15 protein-coding genes are annotated in these 15236 nt (G+C 72.3%); 5 read left to right on the forward strand and 10 right to left on the reverse strand.

What is annotated here, in order from left to right:
- Positions 1-57: 57 nt before the first annotated feature.
- A complete protein-coding gene (locus WFI16_RS12400; protein WP_419898147.1) occupies positions 58-2076 on the forward strand; it encodes a hypothetical protein in 2019 nt (672 codons plus the stop codon).
- 49 nt (positions 2077-2125) lie between these two features.
- Here the strand turns inward: WFI16_RS12400 and pyk are convergent, their stop codons facing one another.
- The 3 genes from pyk to WFI16_RS12415 all read right to left on the reverse strand — a co-directional run bounded on the left by pyk (position 2126) and on the right by WFI16_RS12415 (position 5938).
- On the reverse strand, positions 2126-3559 hold the full coding sequence (gene pyk, locus WFI16_RS12405) for a pyruvate kinase (RefSeq protein ID WP_419898148.1): 1434 nt from the start codon (positions 3557-3559) through the stop codon (positions 2126-2128).
- A gap of 51 nt (positions 3560-3610) precedes the next feature.
- A complete protein-coding gene (locus tag WFI16_RS12410; protein WP_419898149.1) occupies positions 3611-4909 on the reverse strand; it encodes a glycerate kinase type-2 family protein in 1299 nt (432 codons plus the stop codon).
- Positions 4910-5038: 129 nt separating this feature from the next.
- The gene (locus WFI16_RS12415) at positions 5039-5938 is read right to left on the reverse strand and encodes a branched-chain amino acid aminotransferase (protein ID WP_419898150.1); all 900 of its coding nucleotides are present in this window, start codon (positions 5936-5938) and stop codon (positions 5039-5041) included.
- A 115-nt stretch (positions 5939-6053) separates the two neighbouring features.
- On the opposite strand from WFI16_RS12415, the gene WFI16_RS12420 reads away from it, so the two are divergent.
- The 4 genes from WFI16_RS12420 (at position 6054) to WFI16_RS12435 (ending at position 9425) form a co-directional block, all read left to right on the forward strand.
- Positions 6054-6599 (forward strand): MarR family winged helix-turn-helix transcriptional regulator, encoded by a 546-nt coding sequence (locus tag WFI16_RS12420; RefSeq protein ID WP_419898151.1) that lies wholly within the window; start codon positions 6054-6056, stop codon positions 6597-6599.
- Positions 6596-7294: a response regulator gene (locus WFI16_RS12425; RefSeq protein WP_419898152.1), complete on the forward strand. Its 699-nt coding sequence runs from the start codon at positions 6596-6598 to the stop codon at positions 7292-7294. Before WFI16_RS12420 ends, WFI16_RS12425 begins: the two co-directional genes overlap by 4 nt.
- Before the next feature lie 10 nt (positions 7295-7304).
- Entirely contained in the window at positions 7305-8690 is a 1386-nt protein-coding gene (locus WFI16_RS12430) for an ATP-binding protein (RefSeq protein WP_419898153.1), read from the forward strand.
- Positions 8691-8792: 102 nt separating this feature from the next.
- Positions 8793-9425: an NMCC_0638 family (lipo)protein gene (locus tag WFI16_RS12435; protein WP_419898154.1), complete on the forward strand. Its 633-nt coding sequence runs from the start codon at positions 8793-8795 to the stop codon at positions 9423-9425.
- 97 nt (positions 9426-9522) lie between these two features.
- Here the strand turns inward: WFI16_RS12435 and WFI16_RS12440 are convergent, their stop codons facing one another.
- From WFI16_RS12440 to WFI16_RS12470, 7 genes are all read right to left on the reverse strand, one after another.
- The gene (locus WFI16_RS12440) at positions 9523-11034 is read right to left on the reverse strand and encodes a glycosyltransferase family 61 protein (protein WP_419898155.1); all 1512 of its coding nucleotides are present in this window, start codon (positions 11032-11034) and stop codon (positions 9523-9525) included.
- 79 nt (positions 11035-11113) lie between these two features.
- Positions 11114-12061, reverse strand: coding sequence for a CDF family Co(II)/Ni(II) efflux transporter DmeF (dmeF, locus tag WFI16_RS12445; RefSeq protein ID WP_419898156.1), 948 nt, complete (start codon positions 12059-12061; stop codon positions 11114-11116).
- Positions 12062-12072: 11 nt separating this feature from the next.
- Positions 12073-12348 (reverse strand): metal/formaldehyde-sensitive transcriptional repressor, encoded by a 276-nt coding sequence (locus tag WFI16_RS12450; protein ID WP_419898157.1) that lies wholly within the window; start codon positions 12346-12348, stop codon positions 12073-12075.
- A gap of 109 nt (positions 12349-12457) precedes the next feature.
- Entirely contained in the window at positions 12458-12892 is a 435-nt protein-coding gene (locus WFI16_RS12455) for a phasin family protein (RefSeq protein ID WP_419898158.1), read from the reverse strand.
- Between the two features lie 130 nt (positions 12893-13022).
- Positions 13023-13685 (reverse strand): TetR family transcriptional regulator, encoded by a 663-nt coding sequence (locus tag WFI16_RS12460; protein WP_419898159.1) that lies wholly within the window; start codon positions 13683-13685, stop codon positions 13023-13025.
- Between the two features lie 60 nt (positions 13686-13745).
- Positions 13746-14558, reverse strand: a complete 813-nt coding sequence (gene proC / locus WFI16_RS12465; protein ID WP_419898160.1) for a pyrroline-5-carboxylate reductase — start codon at positions 14556-14558, stop codon at positions 13746-13748.
- Positions 14559-14560: 2 nt separating this feature from the next.
- Positions 14561-15064, reverse strand: a complete 504-nt coding sequence (locus tag WFI16_RS12470; protein WP_419898161.1) for a YbjN domain-containing protein — start codon at positions 15062-15064, stop codon at positions 14561-14563.
- Positions 15065-15236: the final 172 nt, after the last annotated feature.

The following is a 15236-nucleotide window of genomic DNA, read 5'->3' on the forward strand; positions in this document are numbered from 1 at the left end:
GCATCGTGACCCGGCCGCGGTTGCCGGGCCTGACGCCCTGCCTATCCTGCCCGGCGCATGACCGAGATCGATCTCGCGACCCTCCCGGCCCGCCCCGAAGCGCTGACGGAAAACCTCGACTGGCTGACCGCCCTGCCGCCGGCCCTCGAAGGCGGCGATGCCGAGCGGCCCCGCCTGCCGCCTGAAGGGGCGCTGGGCCTCTTCCTCGGCGCCCGCGTCCTGCTGCGCGGCGGCCGCGGCGCCGAGGCCTGGGACTGGATCGAGGCCGCCATCGAGGCCTATGCCCGCGCCCATCCGCCCGGGCACCGCTACCATGTCTGGGGCTCGGCGCTCGGCAATGCGCTGGGCGGCTGCAACAATCTGCGCCTGGTCGTGGTCGAGGCGCTGATCGCTGGCGGCCGCTGGGCCGAGGCCGCCCAGGCCATGGCCGATCTCTCGGCCGCCGCGCTGCGCCATGACAGCCCGCCACATCTGGACCCGGCCCTGCTGCGGGAGCATCCGCTCGGCCCGCTCTGGCACGACCTCGACTGGCAGATGGCGCAGCTCTGCCAGCTCTGCGCGCCCGGCCGGCTGGATCCGCGCAAGGCCACCACCTGGTCGCTGCGTGCCGATTTCTTGATCGTTGCCCTGAAGACCGGCGCGACCGACGAGGCGCGGGCCTTCGTCGAACGCCACGCCGTCGAAGCCTGGCCGGTCGAGGACCGCAGCCATTACGGCTTCAACGCGCTCTGCGTCCTGGCCCATACCGCGCCCGAGGCGCAGGCGGTGGCGGCAGCGCGCGAGCTGGTCCGCCGCGGCTACGACCTGCTCTGGCGCTTCGACCGCGCCGCCGTCGAGCAGATGCCCTGGACCAGGGCCACCGGCCAGCTCGACTGGCTGGCGCCGCTGGAGGCTTCCGCCGGCTTCGCCGCCCTGCGCGCCGTCCAGCTCGGTCCGGCGCCGGCGGCGATCGCCACGCCGCGGCCCGGGCCTTTCAAATCGATCCGGCGCGACACGCTGGGCGGCAAGGCGCGCAAGCGCTGCGCCCTGTCGCGCCGGCTGATCGCGCCGGGCGAGCCGGTGGTCCGCTTCCGCCTGTTCCACGAGCAGGTCCAGGACGCGCCCACCATCGCCGCCGCGGAAGCCTTCGAGGCCTCGGAGCTGGCTCCCTGGCGCGACCGGCACGAGGCCGACAACTATGCGCCCGCCGATTTCGCCCGGCCGCGGCATCGTGGCGCCCGGCCGTCGCTTGATGCGCCGGCGGCCGCGGCCTTCCTGTTCGACCTGGGGGAGGGGGCGGCTTTCGATGCCGCGGCCTTCCTCGAACTCATCACCACGGCGCCGGTCAATCCGATGCGCTTCTACTGGCTGCAGGGCCGGGCGCAGCGCGAGGCGGCGCCGCCGGACGGCTTCTGGTGCAACGACGCGCATGCCGGCGATTATGTGTCCCTGACCTGGATGATGCTGCGATCAGGCCGTGGCGAAGAGATCCTGGAGCGGCTGCGCGGCTGGCCGACGGAGCGCGCCGATCCGGTGATGGCGATGCTCGCGACCTTCGACCGTCCGGCGCTGCGCGCGGCAGCGGCGGCACATTTCGCCGCGCCCGACCTGCCGGACGTCCTGTCGCTGATCTTCCAGAGCCGGCACGGCCTGAAGGATGTGCTGCGGATCTCGGCCTTCGGGCGCGACCAGCCGCGCTTTGCCGCAGCCATGGCGGCGGCGATGGCGCGCTGGAACCTGCACCTCTATTCCAATGGCCATCCGCAGGTGGACTGGTACCTGCAGGACCTCGAGCATTACAGCGTGGCGCATGGCACCCGGCTGGCCTGGCTGTTCATCGAGGCGCCGGAGCGGCTGCCGGTGCTGGCGCGGATGCTGGAGACGGGCTGGCTGCCGACGGGCGTCGGCGCCGGCGGCTATGACGGCTACAGCAACACCAGCCATGCGCTGTTCCGCGCCGCCGCGATGAACCGCGCGCTGCTGGCGCCGGAGGAGGTGGCCTATTGGCTGGAGACCGAATGGATCACCCGCCTGATCCATGCGCCGGTCCTGCGCGAGGTGCAGAAGCAGACGGCCGCCATCGGCGGCCGTCCCTGACAGAAAGAGAAGGGGGTTGCAGGGGGAATTCCTTCCCCCTGCCGCTTGCCTACTTGATGGCGGCGACCCGCAGTGCGTTGGTCGTCCCCGGCGTCCCGAAGGGCACGCCCGCGGTGACCACGATCTCGTCCCCCGCCTGCGCGAAGCCTTCCGCCTGCGTCGCGCGGATCGCCTTGGCGACCATGTCGGTCATCGAGTGGGGCTCGGCCGAGACCAGCGGGTGGACGCCCCAGACCACGGCCATGCGGCGGGCGGTGGCCTCGCTGCTGGTCAGCCCCAGGATCGGCGAGGCCGGGCGCTCGCGCGCCACGCGCAGCGTGGTCGAGCCGGTGGAGGTGAAGGTGGCGATGGCCTCCGCCTCGATGGTCTCGGCCACCTGGCGGGCGGCGGCGGCGATGGCGCCGGCCGAGTTCTTCTCCGGCGCGGGCCGGGCGGCGTCGGTGATCTGCCGCCAGCCGGCATCCTGCTCCACGCGGGAGAGGATGCGGTCCATCATGTTGACCGCCTCGAAGGGGAACTGGCCGGCGGCCGATTCCGCCGAGAGCATCACCGCATCGGCGCCATCGAAGACGGCGGTGGCGACGTCGGAGGCCTCGGCGCGGGTCGGGGCAGGGGCGGAGATCATGCTCTCCAGCATCTGGGTGGCGACCACCACGGGCAGGCCGCGGGCGCGGGCCTCGCGGACGATGCGCTTCTGGATCAGTGGCACCTCCTCGGGCGGGCATTCGACGCCGAGATCGCCGCGGGCGACCATGACGCAGTCGGTGAGATCGAGGATGCCTTCCAGGTTCTCGACCGCCTGGGGCTTCTCCATCTTCACCATGACCCAGGCGCGGCCATCGGCGATGGACTTGGCCTCGGCCACGTCCTCGGGGCGCTGCACGAAGGACAGGCCGATATATTCGATGCCCAGCGGCAGCACGAAGTCGAGGTCGGCGCGGTCCTTCTCGGTCAGCGCCGGGATGGCCAGCGCCACGTCGGGGACATTGACGCCCTTGCGGTCGGACAGCGCGCCGCCGACCAGGATCTCGGTCTCCAGGTGGTCGTCGCGCTTGTGGACCACACGCAGGCGCAGCTTGCCGTCATCCAGCAGCAGGGTGGTGCCGATGCGCGCCGCCTCCATGATCTCCGGATGCGGCAGCTGAACGCGGCGGACGTCGCCGGGGGTCGCCGACATGTCCAGGCGGAAGCGCTGGCCGGTCTGCAGCTGCACCCGCCCGCCCTGGAAGCGGCCGACGCGCAGCTTCGGGCCCTGGACGTCGGCCAGGATGCCGATCGGCCGGCCGACCTTCTTCTCGAGCTCGCGGATCATGAGGATGCGCGACGCATGGTCCTCATGGCTGCCATGGCTGAAGTTCAGGCGGAAGACATCGGCGCCGCCGCGATAGAGGCGCTCGATCACCTCCAGCGTGGAGCTGGCCGGGCCGAGGGTGGCCACGACTTTGGTGCGGCGGTGGCGGCGGAGCGGGATGCGCGGGGCCAAGGTGTCTTCCTTCAGTCTGCAGTGTCGCGCCCCGAGAGGTGGGGCCAGGCGTCAGGCGATCAATATCGCCCGGAAATCATTCACATTCGTCAGCGTAGGACCGGTCACGATGCAGTCACCCAGGCGATCGAACAAGCTCTGGCTGTCATGCCCGGCCAGCATGGCGCGCGGATCGAGTCCCAGGCGGCGGGCGCGGGCCAGGCTGTCGGGGGCGAGGAGGGCGCCGGCATTGGCCTCCGAGCCGTCGATCCCGTCGGTATCGCCCATCAGCGCCCAGATTCCTTCTGTCAGTTCCGGCGCGGTGGCGGCGGCCAGCGCCAGGCCGAGCAGGCATTCGGTGTTGCGCCCGCCGCGCCCCGGCTTCTGGCCCGGCCGGATGGTGACGGTGGTCTCGCCGCCGGAGAGCAGCACGGCCGGGCCGGCGACCGGCTGGCCATGCGCGCGGACGCTGCGGGCGATGCCGGCCAGCGCGGTGCCGAGGATGGCGGCCTCGCCCTCCAGCGCGTCGCCCAGCAGCAGCGGCGTCAGGCCGAGCGTGCGGGCCTCGGCGGCGGCGGCTTCCAGCGCCAGCTGCGGCGTCGCGATCATGCGGTATTCGGCCCGCGCCAGGCGCGGGTCGCCGGGCTTCGGCGTCTCCTCGGCGGCGGCTTCCAGATGCGCGGCGACGGCGGGCGGCAGGTCGATGCCGTAATGCGCGACCAGGGCGCGCGCCTCGGCGAAGCTCGACGGGTCGGGCACGGTGGGGCCGGAGGCGATCACCGTCGGGTCGTCGCCCGGCACGTCGGAAATCGCCAGCGTCACCACCCGCGCTGGGTGGGCCGCCGCCGCCAGCCGCCCGCCCTTGATCGCCGAGAGATGCCGGCGGAGGCAGTTCATCTCCTGGATGGTGGCGCCCGAGGCCAGCAGGGCGCGGTTCACCGCCTGCTTGTCGGCGAGCGTCAGGCCCGGCGCGGGCAGCGCCATCAGCGCCGAGCCGCCGCCGGAGATCAGGGCAAGGACCAGGTCGTTTTCCGTCAGCCCCTGCACGGCGGCCAGCACGCGGGCGGCGGCGGCCTCGCCGGCGGCATCGGGGACGGGGTGCGAGGCCTCGACCACCTCGATCCGCTGCGTCGGCACGGCATGGCCGTAGCGGGTGATCACCAGCCCGGAGAGATCGCGGTCGGGCCAGGCCTCCTCCACCGCGGCGGCCATGATGGCGGCCGACTTGCCGGCGCCGACCACGACGATGCGGCCCCCCTGCGGCGGTTCCGGCAGGTGGCCGGCCAGGATGGCGCGCGGATCGGCGGCCCGGATCGCGGTGTCGAACAGGCGCCGCAGCGCGGCACGGGCGGTCTCGTCGGTCCAGGGCATGGGGGCGGCTTTTCCTCCGGCGGTCGGGACCATTCTGGCCTGCCCGGCTGCCGCCGGCCAGGGGCAGGGGGTGGCCACCGGGGGGCAGGCCGCCAGAAACCCTGCCCCCCGCCACGGCAGCCCGCTGCCTCAGCCCAGCCGCCTGGCCACCAGCGCCGGCGACTGCATCACCAGGGCGGAATAATCATCCATCAGCGCCGTGGTGATCCGCCCCGGCGTGTAGGACAGCGCGCCGATCGCCCGCACCGGCGTCACCTCGGCCGCCGTGCCGGTGACGAAGACCTCGCTGGCGCGGGCGATCTCCTCAGGCGCGATCATCCGCTCGACCACCGGGATCTGCTGCTGCCGGGCCAGCGCCATCACCGTCTGCCGGGTGATGCCGTTCAGGAAGCCGTCCGGCTCCGGCGTGTGCAGCGCGCCATCCATGACGAAGAAGATATTGGCCCCCGTCGCCTCGGCCACCGCGCCGCGATGGTCGAGCATCAGCGCATCGTCGAAACCCTCGGCCTCGGCCTTGTGCTTGGACAGCGTGCCGATGGTGTAGAGGCTGCCCGCCTTGGCCGCCGTCGGCGCGCTCTGCGGCGAGGGGCGGCGCCATTCGGCATGGCCCAGGCGGATGCCCTTCATCCGCGCCTCGCCGAACAGGTTCGGCCAGGCCCAGCAGGCGATCGCCAGATGCGTCTTCGTGTTCTGCGCCGAGACCGCCAGCATCTCCGTCCCGCGCCAGGCCAGCGGCCGCAGATAGGCGTCCGTCAGCCCGTTCGCCGCCATCACCGCCACGCAGGCGGCATCGATCTCCTCGGCGCTCCAGGGCATCGCCATGCCCAGGATGGAGGCCGAGGCGATCAGCCGCTCGGTATGGGCGCGCAGCCGGAAGATATTTCCGCCGTAGGCCCGTTCGCCCTCGAAGACGCTGCTGGCATAATGCAGCCCGTGGGTCAGAACATGCAGCTTCGCTTCCCGCCAGGGCAGCATCTGCCCGTCCATCCAGATCCAGCCGTCGCGGTCGTCGAAAGGAGCCAGCGCCATGTGTGCCATCCTTCAAAGGGTTTCCACGAAATTTTGTTTCGTGGAATAGCCAGACCGTAAAACTTTCAACGAAGAAACGTCAATGACGCTGACCCAAAAGGGAAGCATGCCAGCCATGTCCGAAGCCCCGGAGTCCAAGCCCGTCGGCGCCGGCCGCCAGCTCCTCTTCCTGCGCGAGGAGGAGCTGCGGCTCGCGCAGGACCTGCTGTTCTTCGGCTATCGCGACTTCACCGCCGGCCCCGACGCCATCCTGGCCGAGCTCGGCATGGGCCGCGCGCATCACCGGGTGCTGCATTTCGTCGGCCGCCGGCCGGGCATCACGGTGGGCGACCTGCTGGCCATCCTCGGCATCACCAAGCAGTCGCTCGGCCGCGTGCTGACGCCGCTGGTCGAGGAGGGCTATGTCACCCAGGCGCCCGGCCGCAACGACCGCCGCCAGCGTCTGCTGTCGCTGACCGAGAAGGGGGAGGCCATGGAACGCCGGCTGTTCGAGCGGCAGCGCGAATGGGTGATGCGGGCCTATCGCGAGGCCGGCCCCGTCGCCGTCGAGGGCTTCCGCCGCGTCATGCTCGGGCTGATGGGGGCCGAGGCGCGCGCCCAGCTCGACCGCGCCCAGCCGGCCGCTTCCCCCGCCTCGCCGCGATCGCGGAGCGCGGCATGAGCGGCGAGCCGCATCTGCTGGTCGTCGATGACGATGCCCGGCTGCGCAACCTGCTGCAGCGCTTCCTGTCGGAGCAGGGCTTCCGCGTCACCGCCGCGGCGGATGCGGCGGCCGCCCGCCAGGCGCTGCACAGCATGGCCTTCGACCTGCTGGTGCTCGACGTGATGATGCCGGGCGAATCCGGCCTCGACCTGACCGAGGGCCTGCGCCGCGAGGGGCAGGACGTGCCGATCCTGATGCTGACCGCCGCCGGTGCCCCCGACGACCGCATCGCCGGCTTCGAGCGCGGCGCCGACGACTACCTGGCCAAGCCCTTCGACCCGCGCGAGCTGGCGCTGCGCATCCGCACCATCCTGAAGCGCGCCACGCCGGCCCTGCCGGCCAGCCTGCCGCTGGCGCCCGTGCAGCTCGGCCCGCACTGGTACGACCCCGAGCGGGGCGAGCTGCGCGGCCAGGACGGCACCCACCGGCTGACCGGCGGCGAGGCGGCGCTGCTCTCCGCGCTCGCCCGCCGCGCCGGCGAGGTGCTGACGCGCGAGGAGATCGCCGCCGCGCTCGGCACGCCCGAGGCCGGCGAGCGCGCCGTCGACGTCCAGGTCACCCGGCTGCGCCGCAAGATCGAGCCCGACCCGCGCGAGCCGCGCTTCCTGCAGACGGTGCGGCACCGCGGCTATGTGCTGAAGCCCGGCACGTGAGGGCCGGCCGATGAAGCCGACGCCGCAGCCGCTGCGTCCGGTGCTGCGCCTGCTGGCGGCGCCCTTCCGCCTGCTGTTGCCGCGCGGGCTGCTCGGCCGCGCGCTGCTGATCATCCTGCTGCCGCTGCTGATCCTGCAGGGCGTCGCGCTGCAGCTGTTCTATGGCGGGCATCTCGACGTCATCTCGCGGCGGCTGGCCGGCGGCGTCGCCGGCGATGTCGGCATGGTCACCGAGCTGCTGACCCGCCACCCGACCGAGCATGAGCGCGACTGGATCTTCCGCGAGGCGGCCTGGCGGCTCGACCTGTCGCTGGCCTTCGAGCCGGGGGCGACCATGGGCATGCCCGGGCAGCCGCGCTCCAGCTGGATGCCGATCCTGCCGCTGGAGGACGACCTGTCGCATGCGCTGCGCGAGCGCGTCGGCCTGCCCTTCGACACCGACTGGCAGTCCGACCCGCGCAGCGTGATCATCCGCGTGCAGACCCCGGACGGCGTGCTGCATGTCGAGGCGCCGCGGAAGAGACTGTTCTTCGGCACGCTCTACCTGTTCGTCATCTGGCTGGTCGGCACCTCGCTGCTGCTGTTCATCGTCGCCGCCCTGTTCATGAAGAACCAAGTGCGCGCCATCCGCCGGCTGGCCAGCGCCGCGGAGGCCTTCGGCCTGGGCCGCGAGCTCGGCCCGATCAAGCCGGAAGGCGCGGCCGAGGTGCGCCAGGCGGCGGCCGCCTTCAACCAGATGCAGAACCGCATCCGCCGCTTCATCAACCAGCGCACCGAGATGCTGGCCGGCATCAGCCACGATTTGCGCACGCCGCTGACGCGGCTGCGCCTCGGCCTCGCCATGCTGCCGGCCGGCGCCGAGCAGGACGCCGCCGAGATGACCGAGGATGTCGCCGAGATGGAGCGCATGATCGCCACCTATCTCGCCTTCGCCCGCGGCGAGGGGATGGAGCAGAGCCAGCCCGCCGATCTGGTCGAGCTGGTGATGGATATGGCCCGCCGCACCCGCCGCGACGGCGCCGAGGTCAGCGTCGAGGCGCCCGACAGCCTGGTGCTGCCGCTGCGGATCGACGCGCTGCGCCGCTGCCTGGGCAATATCCTGGACAATGCCCGCCGCCATGCCCGCCGCATCGCGGTCGGCCTGACCGAGAGCCCGCGCACCGAGCCCGGCCGCCCGGCCGGCCGCTGGGTCCACATCACCATCGACGATGACGGCCCCGGCATCCCCGGCGCCTCGCGCGAGGAGGCCTTCAAGCCCTTCACCAGCTTCTCCGCCGGCGGCACCGGGCTGGGCCTGGCCATCGCCCGCGACATCGCCCGCGCCCATGGCGGCGATATCGCGCTGGAGGCGAGTCCGCTGGGGGGCTTGAGGGCGCATATCCGGCTGCCTGCCTAGGCGGCGCGGCCGCATCGGCGATGGGCGGGAAGCGGACAGGACGCCGTTCCCATCGTCAAACATTGGGAAAGTCAGTAAGAGCAGGCGGCCGTATTCGGAGAGATGGACATGCGCCTGCGATCTGCCGTCCTGTCGTTGATGCTCAGCGGATCATTGGTGTCCTGTGGGACGGGTTCGGTTGCTCCCCAGGGAACGGACCGCGCATCAGCCGAGGCCGGCCAGGCATCCGATCCCACGCGCATGACGACGGCGCTGGCCATCCGTGTTTTCCGTGACCTCTGCATGGCCAATCCCACCCGTGAAGACGCCAGGCAGGTCTGGCTGCAGAAGATGGGCTTCCAGAGGGTGTCCGCCCCGCTCGCCAGCGTGCATCTCTCGGCGGGGCCTGGCACTGTCTGGCTGCGGCCGGACCCGGCGCCGGTTGGCTTTCCCATCGTCGTGGTGACCCGGCCCTCAGGCATTCAATGCGAGGTTCGCTCGCCCGTCGCGGAACCGGATTCGGCGGCCCAGGCTTTCGCCGACGCGGTGCAAGGGATCGCCACGCCAGGCCTGGTGATCCGCAAGGATGCTGATAGCCAGAGTCACCCTGCTGGTGGTCCTGGTCGCTACGTCGCCTTCCGCGTCGGAGCAGCACCCATCGAGAAGGGTGGGTTTCATTTCGCGATGTCCGCGCGCCCGCCGGAGCGAGGTCGCCTGGCCCTGCTGATGACCGCATCGCCCGCGGCGCCGGAATAGGCCCGGAAAGCCCCTTGCATCACGGTTCCAGGGCGCCCCTGGGGCGAAGGCGGTCGCTGGTGGCAAGATCACCAACGGCCTGGATCGTACGCGTGAACTAAGCCGCCCGCGTCACCCGCAGCGCCTCGTCCGCCATCCGCTCGGCGGCTTCGGCGACGGCCTCGACATCGACCGACCAGGCCTGGGTCGCGGCATTCGGCCGCACCAGGTACTGGACGTGCCGATGGCCGCGCAGGGCGGAGATCCGCGCGAAGCAGTGGCGCAGCGGGATGGCGGCGGACAGCACCGGCATCAGCTCCAGCACCGCAAGGCCGCGCCGCGGCCCGAGCAGATGTGCCAGCCCCGCGCCATGTGGCGCCACCACCAGCGCGGCATCCTGCACCAGCCCGATCTGCTGCGGCAGGCTGAGGCCGGCGAAGGTGGCGCAATGGAAGCCGGCGCGGGCCAGCCGCGCCTCCAGCGCCGCCTCGTTGCCCAGGGAGCGCTTCGGCGCGTCGCGGCGCGACAGGTAGAGCAGCTTGTGCCCGCCCGGCGCCGCCTGCGCCGCCAGCTGCTCGAACCCCGCCTGGTAGGCGCCCCAATGCGCGAGCCCTGCCGTCTCGCGGCTGGCGGCGTAGAGCCGGCCGACCCGCAGCGCGTCGCCGACCGCGATGGTCTCCGGCGCCGCGCCGCGCAGCAGCCCGAGCAGTGCCGCCTGGTAGCCCGGCGCGCGGTCGCCCAGCAGATAGGGCAGGGCACGCGCCTCGCCCTGCAGCGTCCAGAACAGCGAGGGCATCCACTCGGCGAACCAGTGGAAGAAGCCCGAAGCTTCCAGCGCATTGACCGCCGCGGGGATGCAGGGCGCGGTGGCCTCGGCGGCGCGGCAGGCCGGGTCGAGCAGCCGGCCGCCGCCATCCAGCACCGTGCCGTCGGCGCGCCAGATCTGGCCGCGGCGGTTGACGAAGACATCCTCGTAGAAGCGCACCCGGGGGCGGCGGGCGCGGCGCATCCGCTCGGCGAAGGCGGCTTCCTGGTGGCGGATATCGGCCAGGTCGGCCGCCGGCACCACCTCCGCGTTGAGGATTTCGAGCGGCGTCGCCGGATGCTGCGGCACCGCCGGCGCCGGGAAGGCGAAGGGCGCCTCGGGCGGCGGGGTGGCGGCTTTCTGCTCGCCCAGCAGCACCCGGCGCAGCACCGGCAGGCAGGCCTGCAGCGCCGGCGACTGCCGTGGCCCGCCGATCACCTTCAGCGCCATCAGGCATTTGCCGGCCAGCGCCGGGGTCTGCATCAGCGCCGGATCGGCCAGCAGCACGGCGAGCCCCGCCGCCGCCCGGTCGCCGATCGCCAGCCGCCGCGCCAGCTCGATGCGGGTTTCGGGCGGCAGATGCGGGCCGAGCCCGGCGGCGATGGCGGCCTGCAGGGCGGGTTCCGACCCGGTCTCCAGCGCCGCCGTGACGAGATAGAGCCAGGTGCGCGGGCTGACCGCCCCGGGCGGCAGGCGGGGCAGGGTGGCCATGACGCGCGCCACCAGCTTCGGCCAGTCGCCGCGGCGGGCCAGCATGCCGGCGGCGATCTCCAACGCCTGGGTGGGATCGCGCGGCGCGGGCGGGGGCGGCGGGTCGGACGGCATGCAGGCACCTGGGCTGGTCGGCCGCCCATCATGGCCGCAGCTTCACCATTCAGCAATCAGAGGCCGGCGCGCGGCGGTGCTACCCCGCCGTCATCGAGCGGTGCTCGACCGTCAGATGCGCCAGCTCGTGCACCGGCTGCAGCCGGGCGCGGATGGTCTCGGCATCGGCCGGGCCGGTGACGCTGACGATGGCGGCATGCGCCTCGGGCCCCAGGCGCCAGACATGCAGGTCGGTGATGCGGGTGTCGCCCACGGCCTCGGCATGGGCGCGGATCTCGGCCTCCAGCGCCGGGTCGCTGGCATCGAGCAGCACGGCGGCGGTGTCGCGCATCAGCCCCCAGGACCAGCGGGCGATGACCAGCGCGCCGACGATGCCCATCATCGGGTCCAGCCAGACCCAGTCCAGGTAGCGCCCGGCCAGCAGCGCGGCGATCGCCAGCACCGAGGTCAGCGCATCCGCCAGCACATGCAGATAGGCCGAGCGCAGGTTGTTGTCCTGCCCGCCGGCGCCATGGTGGTGGTGATGCCCATGATCGTGGCCGTCATGGCCATGGTGATGATGGTGATGCCCGCCGCCGGCCAGCAGCAGGGCGCTGACCAGGTTCACCGCCAGGCCGATCACGGCGACCAGGATGGCCTGGCCGAAGGCGACCTGCTGCGGCGCCAGCAGCCGGCCGAAGGATTCCACGGCGATGCCCAGCGCCACCACACCGAGGACCAGCGCCGAGGCGAAGCCGGCCAGGTCGCCCACCTTGCCGGTGCCGAAGCTGAAGCGGCGGTCATGCGCATGGCGGCGGGCGAAGGCATAGGCGCCGGCGGCGACCGCCAGCGCCCCCGCATGGGTCGCCATGTGGAGGCCGTCGGCCAGCAGCGCCATCGAGCCGAAGACCTGGCCGGCGATGATCTCGGCCACCATCATGACCGCGGTCAGCGCCACCACCCAGAGGGTGCGCCGCGCATTGGCGTCATGCGCCCGGCCGAGGAAGACATGCTCATGCGCCAGCGGGTGGGGAACGGGCTCGGACATGGCGTCTTCCCTCAGGGCGCGTAGCGGCGGATGACGGCGATCAGCTCTTCCGCCCCGGCGGCGCGCTCGGCATCCGACAGGCCCGGATGCGCCACATGCTCCTGCAGGTGCTCGGCGATGATCTCCTGCAGCAGCCCGTCGACGGCGCCGCGCACCGCGGCCAGGCGCTGCAGGGTGGTGGCGCAGTCGGCCTCCTCCTCCAGCGCGCGCTCGACGGCGGCGACCTGGCCGGCGATGCGGCGGATGCGGTTGATCAGCGGCTGCTTGCGGGCGGCAAGATGGCTCATACCATACCCCCCTATCGTATATTTCCCGGCGCGGGAAGCGGGCGCCCAGGCATGAAAAAAGGCCGGAGGCTTGCGCCCCCGGCCCTTGGTCACGCAACCGGCAGAAGAATCAGCCGCCGGACTTGTTCACCAGGCTCTTCACCTCGTCCATTGCCTCGGCGAAGCGCTTGTTCAGCAGGGACAGCGCCTCGGCATTGGATTTCTGGATGAGCTCGGCGATCTCCTGCATGTTGGAGACGGCGCGGCCATAGGTGGCCTTCAGCATCTCCGCCTGCTTGGCCGCCTTCTCCTGCGGGCTGGACTCGACCGAGACGCCCTGCATCGCCGAGGTCATGTCGGTCATCGACTGCTGCAGGATCTCCATATGGCGCCGGGCGACGGCCTGGGCGCCTTCCAGCGCCACCTTGTTGGCCGCCGACAGCGCCTCGAAATTGCGCCGCTGCGCCGCCGCCAGGCTGTCCATGTCCGGCATGGCGGGCATCCGAAAGTCCGAAAGCATCTTCATGATGTCCATCTCCGGCATGGGCTTGGGCGCGTCCGACATGGGCATCCTCCCGCTGTGTTATGGCTTGTGGGCAGCTTAGCCCCGCCCGGGTGTCCACCGGAAGCGCCGAGGCCACCACCGGGGATGATCTTTCCGGGACGGCGCGCCATAGTCCCGCCGCGATGCCGCGTCAGTCGATCGGATCGGGCGAGGCCGGGGCGCCAGCCGGCGGCGGTGCGGCCGGCGCCGCCTCCTCGGGACGGTCGCCCTCGCGGTCCAGCTTCAGCCAGCGCGCGGCGCGCTCGGCCTTGTCCAGCGCGCGGTCCAGCGCCGCCATGGTCTGGCCCAGGTCGATACTGTCATCCTTCTCCCAGGCGCGCAGCGTGGCGATCCACACGGCGCTGAGCCCCTTGACCCGCAGCGTGCCCAAGAGGCCGCAGCTCTCGATCCGCGCCCCCTCCAGCATCCAGGCCATCGAGGCGCCCAGCACCGGCGCCAGGGCCAGGCTGAGCAGCGGGTCGTGCCGCAGCTCGCGGCCGAAGCGCACCAGCCCGGCGCGGTGCGGCTGCAGCGCGTCGATGCGGCGCATCAGCGAGTCGAACAGCCGGTCGCGCGGGCTGCCGCCGGGGTTCAGCCCGGCATCGGCCAGCACCGCCTGGTCGACCAGCCGGGCGTGCCGGCACAGCAGGGCGAACTTGGTGGGCACGGCGCCGCGCAGCGTCGGCAGGTCGAGCCCCGCCCGCTCGGCCAGCGCCGGCAGGGTGGTGGACTGCCAGCCGCGCTCGGCCACCAGGGACCAGAGCGCGTCCATCAGCGCGGTGTCGTCGATGTGGGGGGCGGTGCTGTCGGTCATGGCTGGAAAGTGTGGGGTCCGGCGAGAGGTTGCACCAGGGGGATGGAACCCCCTGGAAAGTCAGCCGGCCAGCTCGCGCGAGCGCTCGGTGGCGGCGCCGATCGCCTGCGACATCAGCTGCGGCCAGGCCTCGGGCGCCATCAGCACGGCCAGCGCCCGCTCGGTGGTGCCCTTGGGGCTGGTCACGTTGACGCGCAGCTGCGCGGCGTCGAGCTCGCTCGCCGCCAGCAGCGCGCCGGAGCCGGCGACCGTCCTGCGCGCCATCCGGCGGGCGAGATCGGGCGGCAGCCCCTGCTCGATGGCCGCCTTCTCCAGCATTTCTGCCAATAGGAAGACATAGGCAGGACCGCCGCCCGAGACCGCGGTCACCGGGTCGATCAGGGCCTCGTCATCCACCCAGGCCACCTCGCCGATGGCGCCGAGCAGCCGGTCCGTCAGGACCTTCTGCGCGTCGGAGACGCCCGGCCCGCCGAAGCAACACGTAAAACCCTGGCGCACGGCGGCGGGGGTATTGGGCATGGCGCGCACCAGCCGGGCCTCGCCGCCCAGCAGCGCCGTCATGCCGGCCACCGTCTTGCCGGCCATGATCGAGATGAACAGGGCGCCGCTCCGCGCCAGCCCCGCCAGCGCCGGCAGGGCCTCCGCCGCCTGCTGCGGCTTGGTCGCCAGCACCACGGCACCCGGCGCGAAGCCGGCCGGGATCTCCGCCACCGAGGCGCAGAGCGTCACGCGGCCGGCGAAGGCGGCGACGGCGGCGGCCACCGGCTCGACCACCACGACTTGGCGCGCCCCCTGTTCCAGCCAGCCTTCCAGCATGGCGCCGCCCATCTTGCCGCAGCCGATCAGCAGCAGCGGGGGCAGGGTCTCGGCCACGCTCACGCCTCGCCCACGCAGTCGAGCATGGCCGCCGCCAGCGCCTCGGCCGGCGGCTTGCCGCCCCAGAGCACGAACTGGAAGGCGGGGAAGAACCGCTCGCATTCGGTGATGGCGATGTCCACCATGTCCTCCAGGCTCTCGGCGCTGGCGCCGCGGGCGCCGCGCAGCAGCACGGCATGGCGATAGACCGGGGCGCCTTCCTCGGCCTCGATGCCGAAATGGCCGATCCACAGCTTCTCATTGGCGAGCGCCAGCAGCTCGTAGAGCGGGCCGCGGCGGTTGGCCGGCACCTTCAGGTCGAAGGCGCAGGTGAAATGCATGGCGCTGATCTCCTGCGACCAGGAGAAGAACAGGCCGTAGTCGCACCACTTCCCCGGGGCCTCCACCGCCATCTCCCCGTCGGAGCGGCGGTCGAAGACCCATTCGTTGGCAGCAACGATCTGCTCCAACACGTCGAGCGGATTGCCGGAACGGTCGCGGTCAACGGTTTGCAAGCCGGACATCGCGGCACCTCCTTCCCGTTCGGGGGGCCGGGCCACCCAGATCTTGGGTGAAGCCGGGGCCCACACCACAAAGGTTGGCATATCGCGGCGGCAAATCGCGCCGCAAGGGCGAAGCGGCGAGTCCACCGCACCTCTGTCATTTTTCATCGCGCCGCAGCAATCGGCAGGCCAG

This window comes from Roseomonas sp. USHLN139, from assembly GCF_037145735.1.
Classification (GTDB): domain Bacteria; phylum Pseudomonadota; class Alphaproteobacteria; order Acetobacterales; family Acetobacteraceae; genus Pseudoroseomonas.